Here is an 11,713-nt window from a genome sequence, read left to right as displayed (position 1 = left end):
AAATAAGTTTATGATAAAAGTATAACACAAGATAATAGAAAGTGGAGCCAGTGCGGTCTTGGGGTCTCCCCAAGTGGAGCAACTGGCGTGGATACTTCGTCGTTTATTTGTTGGTCGGGCATTCATCCCTAACCTGTAGAGGATAAGGGAATTCTGCCCGACATTAGGTTAAGGAAATTAAATTCAAAAATTTTTAATGTCGTTAGAAAACTTTACATATACTTAGTGTTAGTTTTAATAACACATAATGTGCTGACACAAACTAACCGAAAGTTGAATTTAAAACCGACAAATTATATTTAAAAAGATGACTTAATTCTGTGCTTTATGCTCCTATTTTCCATACTCTATTACACAACAATAAATATACTTTTCTTCAAATGCTGTTATTATTTTCTGTTGATTTTTATGCTTAATTTGATATAAAAATGACATTTTACACCAGTAAATAAAAACCAAAAAGGAAAACAATTAAAAGAGATTTTCAATTAGTTGCAGTGAAAATAAAACCTGTTTCCTGTTGTCTGTTACCTATTACCTCTCTAAATTAGCTAGTTTGAGCGAAGCTTTAAGATGTTAGTAAAACTGACATATTCTCAGCCAAACAAGAGCATTAAGGGAGAGGAGAGAGCGAACTCTCCAACCCTAACCACTAATCAAGATGTTGGTTAAGCATCTCTTCCAATTGTTGTCTGGTGATCGCCCCTTCGTGTTGGGCTATAAGCATCTCTTCCAATTGTTGTTTGGTGATCTCCTCTTCCTGTCCGGCTAATAGTTCCTTATCCTGATATAGACGTAAAGCGGGAACTCCTTCCACTTTGCATTTAGTGCGTGCATTGGGGTTGGGATCAACCTCTAATTTAAGGACTTTAAGACGATCGCCGTAGCTATCAGCAATCTTTTTGATAGAAGGAGAAACCAAACGACAAGGACCACACCAAGAGGCCCAGAAATAGACTAATACAGGAGTTTCGCTTTTAGATACTTCTGTATCAAATTGAGAATCTGTAATTTCGAGAACACTACTCATAATTTAGTTATCAGGGATCAATAATTCTGTTACCAGTTATTAGCTTACAAGTTTTCTTGACTTTTAAAGATTATCCAGTTGACGGCGTAAATCTTCTAATTCTGCATCAACTGCGCTATCTTTAGGAGTCGATTTATCTTCAGTTTTTCCTTCTGGGAGAGAAGCTTTAGGTTCAGCAGATCCGGTCATTTGAGCTTTCAGCATAGCCAGTTCATCTTCCACACCGCTTCCGGCTTCGAGTTCAGCAAACTGATTTTCTAGACTTGATCCCCCTATTTCACCCACAGCTTGGGAACGGGCCTCCATATCTAAAACTTTATTTTCCATACGTTCAAAAGCGGCCATAGAACCACTGGTATTAAGCCCACTCATGGTTGATTGTAGAGCTTCGTTAGCCTTAGCGGCCTTAGCCCGAGAAATAAGCATATCTTTCTTGGTCTTGGCTTCAGCAATTTTGCTTTCGAGGGCTGTTAAATTGCGGCGCATGGTTTCAATTTGACCATTTTGCTGATCTAGTTGTTCTTTGAGGGTGGTGGCGGTATCTGTATAAGATTTTTTCCGCACTAAAGCGTCTCTAGCAAGAGTTTCTTCACCTTTAGATAAGGCTAATTTTGCCCGTTGTTCCCAAGTATTGGATTGTTTGAGTGCTTCTTTGTATTGCCCTTCTGTTCTTTTCTGAGACCCCAGGGTTTGACCGAAAGCTTGTTTTAACTCGATCAAATCCCTCCCCATATCCTCAATGGTTTGTTCTAAGATTTTTTCTGGATCTTCTGCTTTGCTAACGAGATCGTTGAGGTTGGCTCTAACAACTCGGCCTAGGCGGTCAAATAATCCCATAATACTGTTTATCCTCTTGGTGTGTACAAGGTTGAGTTTAAGGTTTCAAGTTAAAATGACGTTGTTATACTCGTCAAGTTAGACGTTCTCGTATTCTAGTGTATCAAACACAAGACTCGACTAGGGAAACTTGAGTTCAGAGTTAGAAGTTCGGAGTTGGGACTTATATATTTTCAACCTAAACTAATTTAATAAACTTCTTTTTTCCTACTTGTAAAACTTTACCTGAGAGTTGTTGTATTTTCTCAAAGGTTAGATTAACATCGGTGATTTTTTCTCCATCCAAACGCACTGCACCTCCTTGTATTTGTCTTCTACCTTCTCCACTACTTCCGCAGAGTCCACTAGCACTTAAAATGTAGAATAATTTGGCCGGAAATTCTACATTGGATAAGTGGTATTCAGGAACTGCATCCGTTATACCAGTGCCTTTATTTTTAACTAAATCTTCTGCTGTTTTTTGTGCGGTTAAAGCTGCTTGTTGACCGTGAAATTGTGAGACAATTTTTATGGCTAATAATTTTTGAGATTCGCGAGGATTTTCGGGTAATTTTTCTAGAGATAAATTAGTTAATAGTTCAAAATAGTCCTTAATAATAGCATCGGGAGTTTTTTCTAGTTTAGAATACATTGATAACTCATCTTCTTTTAATCCCACGTAATTATTGAGAGATTTTGACATTTTTTGGCTGCCATCTGTCCCCAGTAAAATGGGTAATAATAATCCAAATTGAGGTTTCTTGCCAAAGTGTCTTTGTAAGTCTCTTCCCACGGCAATATTAAACTTTTGATCCGTCCCTCCTAATTCTACATCTGCGTCGATCATCACCGAGTCATATCCCTGCATTAAGGGGTAGAGAAATTCATGGAGAAAAATAGGATTTTCTTGTTTATAACGTTCCGCAAACCCTTCTTTTGCTAACATTTGTCCGACGGTCATGGTGGCTAAAAGTTCTTGGATTTTGGCTAAATTTAGCTCACTTAACCACTCAGAATTATAGCGAATTTCTAACCTGCCAGGAGTATCAAAATCGAGAATAGGTCGCAATTGATCTAAATAACTTTTTGCGTTGTTTTTGACTGCTTCAGAAGTCAATTGTTTACGAACTTCTGATTTACCAGTAGGATCACCAATTTGTGCGGTAAAATCCCCTATAATTACTACTGCTGTATGACCTGCATCTTGAAACGCTCTTAACTTACGAAAGGGGATACTATGACCTAGATGAATATCTGTTCCAGTGGGATCAATTCCTAATTTAATCCTCAAAGGACGAGGGGATTTTTCTATCAATTTTTCTAGGTTTTCTTCGGGGTTATTAGAGTTAGGTTGACTGGGGAAGATTTCGCTGGTTCCTCGATATAACCAATTAAAAGAGTCGGAAGTAATTACTGAGGACATGACAAACCAAGAAGGATCTATTTATTCATAATACGTCCCCCATTTTAACAGATTTTAACCTCTTTTTGTAGGTTTCTCCGTAGGAGTTCTGACACTAAGCTTTTGTGCATTTAAACCACATATTACAAAGTTAAGCAACAAATTAGCAAACCCTCTCCCCGTCTCCCTTTTGCCCAGTCTCCCCGTCAGTCTAGTATAGTAATTTAGATGCTGAACAGCTTACTCTGTAAGATCCCTAAATGAAAGATAAAAATTTTTCTATGATTTTCCCCATTTCATTTTATTTCTGTTAGGATAGAACTGTTTTTAACTATTGTTATTCCTCAGAACAATCATGACGACCGAAAGAGAATACCAAGAAGGACAAAGAAGAATTAGAAAAGTGAGAAGAAAACAACGAAGAAATAATAATCAGTTGCTCTGGATTTTTTTTGGTATTATTGTTTTTGTTGGCTTCATTATGGTTCACTCTTCTCAAAACCGTTCCCCACAAACTCTCCCTTCCAACTCAAATCAAGTTACCCTATAATCTAGATATTTTTTGACTGATAATATAACTAAAATAAGTGTTAATGACATGAACTAAAAAATTTAAGCTTTATTTTACAAGAGAAGAACGAGAGATAAGATAATCTGGAGTTAGAGTCTCAGGATAAATAATTAACTTATCCTCAAAAAAGTGAGACTCAAGCTGTTATAACTGCAAGCTAAATTCTTCTTCTTAGCAGGTAAAATATGAGAGAACTTGATCGAGACAAAACCAATCAGCTTCTTAACACCATCATGGAATATGAATTAGCTGGTGTCGTTCGCTACACTCATTATTCTTTAATGGTCACAGGCCCACATCGTCTTCCCATTGTACAATTTTTTCAACAACAGGCTACAGAATCTTTGCTTCACGCTCAACAAGTGGGAGAGATTCTAACAGGATTAGAAGGTCATCCTAGTTTAAATATTGCTCCTATGGAAGAGACTAATGAGCATAGTTTACACAATATTTTAGTCGAAAGTCTCAACCACGAAAAAAAAGCCTTAGACTTGTATAAAGACCTCTTAGAAGTGGTAGAAAATGCCAGTATCTATATCGAAGAGTTTGCACGGGGAATGATTGGGCAAGAAGAAGTCCATAACATAGAATTAAAGAAAATGTTACGGGATTATGTTTAGTCAAAATCCAGTAATTTAAAAGTGACCCGGATATAGTATCTGGGTCACTATAGGAAATACTCCAGAAAAATTATATAATCAATAAACCATTAGAAATCATGGATTTAAGTGCTGCATTGCCCACTTATGTTGTTACCTTAAGAGAAGGATTTGAAGCATCTTTAGTAGTGGGTATAGTCTTAGCTTGTTTGAATAAAGTTGGACAAAATCAACTAAATCGTTGGGTATATCAGGGTATTGGTGGAGGAATTGTCGCCAGTGTTTTGGTCGGATTATTATTGGCAGGAATCCTCCAAGGAGTAACTAGCTACCAAAGTCCTTATACTCCCATAATTAAAGAATGCTTAGCCACTTTATTTGGGATCATAGCTGTTGCCATGTTAAGTTGGATGCTTATTTGGATGACCCAACAAGGGAAAAATTTAAAAGGAGACGTTGAACAAGGAATTGCCGCAGCTTTAAAAGGAAATAATGGAGCAGGAAAAGGTGTTTTCTTATTAGTTTTCATTGCAGTTTTAAGAGAAGGATTTGAAACAGTATTGTTTATCGTTGCCAAATTTGAAAACAGTTGGAAAATTCCCAGTATTGGTGCTGTGTTAGGCTTAACAACCGCAGCTATTTTAGGATTTCTGCTCTTTCAGTTGGGGGTCAAAATTAACATTCGTCTTTTCTTCAAAATAATGGGAATTTTCCTCTTATTAGTTGTCGGGGGATTAGTCTTAGGAGTCCTCAAACATCTTAATCTAGCAGTGATTTTGTTAGGGCAAGTTGAGCCGAGTTTTTCTCAATTGTGTTTCTTTTCTGGTGACTCTTGTATTCTGGGTTCATTGGTTTGGGATGGTTCAGACATTTTACCCGATAAAACCTTTCCAGGAATTATTCTCAAATCTCTATTTGGTTATAGACAAACTTTATATTTAGGACAAATTGTTCTTTATCTCTTATTTTTGTTCACTGTGGGAACTTTATATTTCAGAAGTTTAGATATTCCCACCCCTCCCAAATAATACTAAATCCGCTTTAGATAGTAGACAATCACCTTGATGAGCAGAGGAAGCAGGGGAGGCTCCTGGAAGTAGGGGGAGAAAGAATATTACTCTACGATAATAAGCCGATTTGGTATAAGACCCCACCCTTAACAAACGGTTTAACATAGGGTTAGATAAAAAAATGTCGAGGTAAACACCCCCATGAGGGCGTTGCATCATTGCGGGAGTGTCAATTGGTTAGTGGTCTTTTAACGAAAAAAATCTTACACTGATTTGAATAGTGTGTGGTGTGAGAAAAACAATGGTATCTAAACAAGTGCGAAAAATTCCATTGAAGTTATCTTGGTTGGCTTCAATTTTTTACGGTTGTTCTCAAGGACTTCTTGGCTGGACTATCATTCAAAACTTAGCAATACCAGCTAGTTTTGCTCAAGGAGTCAACCAACAAGAGTTTAATACCTTAGAAGAGACTGGGGAACCTCCGAGTACCTTCCGAGACGAGGATATTCTCCCAGAAACAACCCGACCACGTTTGTTTGATGTCAGAACTTCTGAACAGTTTAATCTCTATCGTTTAGCTATTGGAGATTCCATTGGCGTTACGGTTGTTAACTTTCCTGAATTTAGTTTTGCTGGAGCTATCGATCCAGAGGGGAATATTCGTGTTCCCTTTTTAGGGGAAATCTCCATTGTGGGATTAACCCTCGATGAAGTGCAAACAAAAGTTGCTTATGAACTAGGACAACGCTTTTTACAAGACCCCCCAGAAATCATTGCGGTTCTCTCACAACCTCGTCCGGTACAGTTAACTATTTTAGGGGAAATCACTCGTCCGGGTTATTACTTTTTTGGAGCAGGAGTTACCCTAAATAACGTGATCACAGGCGTTGGAGGCAGTACTCCCCAAGCTGACTTACGCTCTATTATTATTCGTCGTCCACTGGTGGATGGGACAGTACTCGAAGAAAGGGTTGATTTATATACTCCTTTAATCGAAGGGACTCGCTTACCGGAACTGCGTTTACAGGGTGGAGATACGGTGATTGTTTCTAGGTTAGATCCCACACAAAAAGATTATGATCGCAATCTAATTGCTCAAACTAATCTGGCACAACCAACCATTACTGTGCGAGTTCTGGTACCGATTAACCCCAGTGGTTTAGCGATTCGTAACTTGTCATTGCCTAATGGTAGTACCTTTTTAGATGCAGTAGCTTCCTTACCCCCTACCATTCCTCTACTGACCAAAGAAGAAGTCAGTTTACTGAGATTTGATCCTGAACAGGGTAGAGTAGTAACACAGGGATTAAATCCTATTCAAACAGTAGAAAATTTGGATGTGACTCAATATGTTACCCTACAAAATGAAGATGTTATTGTTGTTAGTCGGACATTATTAGGTAAAGTATTAGCAGCTTTCCGAGTAATTACTCAACCTATTAGAGATGTGTTTGGCTTCACCAACTTTATCACCAACTTTGGCGATAGATTCGATAATTAACAGTCCATGGAAACAACAGAACTAAAACGAGAAATTGAATTAATTGGTTCGCGCCTGGGGCAAACCCAGGACTATCTTTGACTTGCCGGCACTCAAAGCAGCTATTAAAGACCTCGAAAATACGTCAGCACAACCGCAGTTTTGGGATGAACCAGAAACAGCGCAAACCACCCTGCAAGAGTTAAATGATCTTAAATCCCAACTAGAACAGTATCAACAATGGTGTCATCAATTAGACGATACCAAAGCGATCGCTGAATTATTGCAATTGGAAGACGATGCGACTTTACGTCAAGAGGCCCAAGATAACATCATTGAACTGAATCATAATCTCGATCGCTGGGAATTACAACAGTTATTATCAGGTATTTATGATACAAAAGGGGCGGTATTAACTATTAATTCGGGTGCAGGGGGAACGGATGCTCAAGACTGGGCGCAAATGTTGCTGAGAATGTACACCCGTTGGGGAGAACAACAGGGATATAAAGTCCATTTAACTGAACTTTCAGAAGGGGATGAAGCAGGGATTAAATCAGCTACTTTAGAAATAGAAGGCCGTTATGCTTTTGGTTATTTAAAAGGGGAAAAAGGAACCCATCGACTGGTAAGAATTTCTCCGTTTAATGCTAATGGCAAACGTCAAACCAGTTTCGCTGGAATAGAAATCATGCCGGCCTTAGAAGAGAATGACCTTAAGGTGGATATTCCCGATAAAGACTTAGAAATTAGTACCTCTCGTTCTGGAGGAAAAGGTGGACAAAATGTGAATAAAGTGGAAACAGCAGTGCGTGTAGTCCATCTTCCTACTGGTATTGCGGTTCGTTGTACTCAAGAACGTTCCCAACTACAAAATAAAGAAAAAGCCCTAGCATTATTGAAGGCAAAATTGTTAATTATTGCCGAAGAACAACGGGCAAAAGAAATTGCTGAAATTCGTGGGGATATGGTAGAAGCAGCTTGGGGTAACCAAATTCGTAATTATGTTTTTCATCCTTATCAAATGGTGAAAGATTTACGAACTAATGTAGAAACCACAGATGTTAATGGGGTTATGGATGGTAGTTTAGATGAGTTTGTCGAAGCTTATTTACGTTTTGATACTGCCCCTAAAGGGTAGTCTCAGTTCGGAGTTCGGAGTAGGGGTCAACGGCCATTGACCCCTACTTTGTTAAACACTTCCCACACTCCCCGTCACCCCGTCACCCACACTCCCCGTCACCCAGTCTCCCCTTCACCCAGTCTCCCCGTCACCCAGTCTCCCCGTCACCCACACTCCCCCCACCCCCCATTTACCAACTCTATAAAAGTTCGCTACCATGACAGGGCATGGATTATCATTACAGGAGTTTGAAACTATATAATGTCCACCGTGAAGCTAGATAAGCATAACTCCCTCCATTTTCCCCCTTTACCTTTACCTCGTCCCCTGCTTATGATTGGTCATGGAACCAAAGATGAAGACGGAAAACAGACTTTTTTAGACTTTGTAGCTGCTTATCAAGCATTAGATACTTCTCGTCCAGTTATTCCCTGTTTTTTAGAACTGACAGAACCCTACATCCAACAAGGAGTCGAATATTGTGTGTCTCAAGGTTACACAGATATTTCTGCTTTACCCATTCTTTTATTCGCTGCGCGTCATAATAAGTTTGATGTCACGAACGAACTCGATCGCACTCGACAACTTTATCCTGAGTTAAAATTCCATTATGGTCGACATTTCGGAATTACCCCCAACCTGTTAAAATTGTGGCGAGAACGGTTGGAAGCCCTTGATCGCCCTGAAGTTAACCCCAAGGGAATTAAACGGTCTGAGACTGTATTATTGTTCGTTGGTAGGGGTTCTAGTGATCCCGATGCCAATGGGGACGTTTGCAAGTTAGCCCGACTGTTATGGGAAGGTAGCGGTTATCAGACGGTAGAAACCTGTTTTATTGGTATCACTCATCCCCGTCTTGAAGAAGGTTTTAAACGGGCAAGTTTATATCAACCCAAGCGTATTATTGTTTTACCCTATTTCTTGTTTACAGGGGCGTTAGTTAAAAAGATTTTTCACGTCACAGAAGAACAAAAAGCGGTTTATCCTCATATTGATATAACTTGTTTACAAGAAATGGGTGTGCATCCCCAACTTTTACAAGTGGTTAGGGAACGAGAGTTAGAAATACAAACAGGTCAGGTACAAATGAACTGTGAAATGTGTAAGTTCCGTCTAGCTGCGATCGATGATCACAATCACTCCCATCACCATCATTCTCATGATCATTCCCATCACCATCATACTGCGATCGATCCTTATGCGAAAGTTGAAGATTATCATCAACGCATCTGGAAAACACCCTGAATGAAGTCAGAAGTCAGAAGTCAGAAGTCTATTTTACTGATTACTATTTCATAGAAGCATTGTATATTTTTTCATTGGCTTTGACTGATTTGAAAAAGTCTACAACGGGACGAGGATAGTTAACACCTATTCTGACATTATAGCGTTTTTGTTCTTCTTGTGAAAGTTTCCAGGGTTCGTGAATTTTTTGCCCTGGAATCATTTTTAATTCTGGTAACCAATGTCTTATATAATCTCCTTTAGGGTCATAATCTTTTGATTGTTTAGGAATATTAAAATAGCGAAACCCTCTCGCATCATTACCGACTCCGGCGGTATAATTCCAGTTTCCATAGTTACTACAAACATCATAATCTATTAATAAAGATTCAAACCATTCTGCCCCCATTATCCAGTTAATTCCTAAGTTTTTAGTGAGAAAACTGGCAACATTTTGTCTACCTCTATTGGACATAAAACCTGTAGCAGCTAATTCCCTCATATTAGCATCAACTAAAGGATAACCTGTTCTACCTTCTTGCCACAGTTTAAATCTTTCTGAATCTTCTTTCCAATGAATATCTACCCCTTGTAAACCAGATTTATAAAATATTTTGTTACCATGTTTTGCACTAATAAAGCGAAAATAATCACGCCATAATAGTTCAAAAATTAGCCAATAGGTTGAATTATTTTTAACTATTTTTTGTTCATATTTCTGCACCTCTTCGTAAATATAACGTGGTGATAAACAACCATTTGCTAACCAAGGAGAAAATTTAGAAGAATAATCTGCTCCTAACATTCCATTCCTGGTTTCTTTATAATCTTTGAGACAATCTTTTTCCCAAAAATAGTCTTGTAATCGTTTAATTCCTTCGGTTTCTCCTCCTTTAAATCTTAATACTCCCCTAGAATCATAATTAATTGCTTCTAGTCCTAACTCTTCTAAACTAGGAACATTTCCTACTTCAATCTCAGGAAGTGATCGCAATTTTATGGGACTAATTAATGTAGGGTTTACAGTAGAATTTTTTTCAACTTTTTTTCTAAAACTGGTAAAAACTTCGGGTAACTGATTAACTGCAAATGGTAAGTCATCCCAATGATATAAAGTAGCACCCCAAAATCCTTTAAATGTAACTTTGACCGTTTTTAAAGCTTTTTCTACTGCCTTTTGTACGGTTATTTCTTCTGAAGTTATTTCTTCATGAAAATAAACTGAATCAATTTTTAATTGTTTGATTAACTCAGGAATTATTGTTTCAGGACAACCTTTTTTGATAACTAAATTACTACCTAATTCTTGCAAAGAATTTCTTAGATTAGCAACACTTTCTAATAAAAATTGACCTCTAAAATTACCCGTTTTAGGGAAACCAAAAGAAGTGGTTTTAAATTGTCTAATATCGAAACAATAAAAAGGAATAACTAACGCACCTTGTTTAATCGCTTGATACAATGGTTCATGATCATGAATCCTTAAATCGTTACGATACCAGATTAAAATTCTTTTGTTAGACATAGTTTATGAGTGGATTATTAAGATTTGTTAACTATGATAACATTTTTCGTCTGATTAGCGATCGCTGATTACTGATTACTGATTACAAAAGTCCACTAATTGCTTTAGCTATAGTTAAAATAGGTGCAGCAATTTTCCCTAGACTTATAGCTGTTTATTCTAGTCTTTTTAGACAGGTTTTTACCTTTGAAATTTTGGGAGCATCGGTTGCTTTTTTTACAAGGTTATTAGCATCTTCGCTTAATATTTCTACAGTTTCTATATCTTCAGAATCTGTCATTTCATTTATCATTTATCATTCGTTTGGAAGTAGGTTTGAAACCTTTCCCAAACTTCTTTCTCCCTAAAGGGAGAGGCTTGAAACCAAAATGTTCAATGTTCAATGTTTGGTAACTTCTTTGCTCATTTCAGTAATAGCTTTTAAACGAAAGAAATAAAATCAATTCTCAAACAGTTACAGTCAAAATGAATTCTGTTGCCCGTTACCTGTTACCTGTTACCTGTTCCCCCCCTAAACTAGCTAATTTTATCGAAGGTGCAAGATGTGAGTTTAATAAAAAATCGCTTTTGATGCCAATCTCTTATTTTTCTTTTTTTGTTTTTTCTTCATGAATAATGCAGGCTAAATCAAAGATTTTAGATGGGAAATGCGCGAAATGATTTTCTTCAAAAAGCAAAACCGCTCAGAATACAAAAAGAATTCTAAGCGGTTATACTGCAATTTTAAATCTCCAATTATCTTATTATCTTATGATTGCTTTTTACGCTAAAAAGGGAATTTCTTTTATTATTGTTAAGATTTGGGTAAATTTATCCTGATGTCGCCATTCATCCCCATCTTCTCAAAAAGTTGGGGATGAATGGCGACCAGTAAATAAATTGACCGAAGGGAATCCATATAGAAAAAATAGTGGCAATTCTTGAGATTAGCCA

The 11,713-nt window shown here is 37.6% G+C and carries 11 protein-coding genes; 6 read left to right on the top strand and 5 right to left on the bottom strand.

The features are described from left to right. Window positions 1-652 precede the first annotated feature (652 nt). The 3 genes from QNJ66_RS23750 to tyrS form a co-directional block, all read right to left on the bottom strand. Window positions 653-1,030, bottom strand: coding sequence for a thioredoxin family protein (locus QNJ66_RS23750; RefSeq protein WP_300511128.1), 378 nt, complete (start codon window positions 1,028-1,030; stop codon window positions 653-655). Between the two features lie 63 nt (window positions 1,031-1,093). After that, window positions 1,094-1,867, bottom strand: coding sequence for a PspA/IM30 family protein (locus QNJ66_RS23745; RefSeq protein WP_300511127.1), 774 nt, complete (start codon window positions 1,865-1,867; stop codon window positions 1,094-1,096). Window positions 1,868-2,045: 178 nt separating this feature from the next. Next, window positions 2,046-3,269 (bottom strand): tyrosine--tRNA ligase, encoded by a 1,224-nt coding sequence (tyrS, locus tag QNJ66_RS23740; protein ID WP_300511126.1) that lies wholly within the window; start codon window positions 3,267-3,269, stop codon window positions 2,046-2,048. A 334-nt stretch (window positions 3,270-3,603) separates the two neighbouring features. Here tyrS and QNJ66_RS23735 point away from each other — a divergent pair, with 334 nt between their 5' ends. From QNJ66_RS23735 to QNJ66_RS23710, 6 genes are all read left to right on the top strand, one after another. Then, window positions 3,604-3,798: a hypothetical protein gene (locus QNJ66_RS23735; protein WP_300511125.1), complete on the top strand. Its 195-nt coding sequence runs from the start codon at window positions 3,604-3,606 to the stop codon at window positions 3,796-3,798. A gap of 206 nt (window positions 3,799-4,004) precedes the next feature. Beyond that, entirely contained in the window at window positions 4,005-4,439 is a 435-nt protein-coding gene (locus QNJ66_RS23730) for a ferritin-like domain-containing protein (RefSeq protein ID WP_300511124.1), read from the top strand. A 98-nt stretch (window positions 4,440-4,537) separates the two neighbouring features. Beyond that, on the top strand, window positions 4,538-5,446 hold the full coding sequence (locus QNJ66_RS23725; RefSeq protein ID WP_300511123.1) for an FTR1 family protein: 909 nt from the start codon (window positions 4,538-4,540) through the stop codon (window positions 5,444-5,446). A gap of 283 nt (window positions 5,447-5,729) precedes the next feature. Beyond that, a complete protein-coding gene (locus QNJ66_RS23720; RefSeq protein ID WP_300511121.1) occupies window positions 5,730-6,929 on the top strand; it encodes a polysaccharide biosynthesis/export family protein in 1,200 nt (399 codons plus the stop codon). Between the two features lie 6 nt (window positions 6,930-6,935). Beyond that, window positions 6,936-8,049 (top strand): peptide chain release factor 2 gene (prfB, locus tag QNJ66_RS23715; protein ID WP_300511120.1). Its coding sequence is split into 2 segments (ribosomal slippage): window positions 6,936-7,007 and window positions 7,009-8,049, totalling 1,113 coding nucleotides; the frame shifts between segments, so codons are not numbered across the junction. Window positions 8,050-8,292: 243 nt separating this feature from the next. Next, window positions 8,293-9,276, top strand: coding sequence for a sirohydrochlorin chelatase (locus tag QNJ66_RS23710; protein ID WP_300511119.1), 984 nt, complete (start codon window positions 8,293-8,295; stop codon window positions 9,274-9,276). 43 nt (window positions 9,277-9,319) lie between these two features. Here QNJ66_RS23710 and QNJ66_RS23705 read toward each other — a convergent pair whose 3' ends face one another. Then, window positions 9,320-10,780, bottom strand: a complete 1,461-nt coding sequence (locus QNJ66_RS23705; protein WP_300511118.1) for a DASH family cryptochrome — start codon at window positions 10,778-10,780, stop codon at window positions 9,320-9,322. A gap of 154 nt (window positions 10,781-10,934) precedes the next feature. Next, window positions 10,935-11,060, bottom strand: a complete 126-nt coding sequence (locus QNJ66_RS23700) for a hypothetical protein (protein ID WP_300511117.1) — start codon at window positions 11,058-11,060, stop codon at window positions 10,935-10,937. Between the last annotated feature and the right edge of the window lie 653 nt (window positions 11,061-11,713).

Origin of the sequence: Crocosphaera sp., assembly GCF_030064895.1 — a bacterium.
In the GTDB taxonomy this organism is placed as follows: Bacteria; Cyanobacteriota; Cyanobacteriia; order Cyanobacteriales; family Microcystaceae; genus Crocosphaera.
The sequence above is the reverse complement of the archived record's forward strand: the minus strand, read 5'-3'. Positions and strand labels throughout refer to the sequence as shown.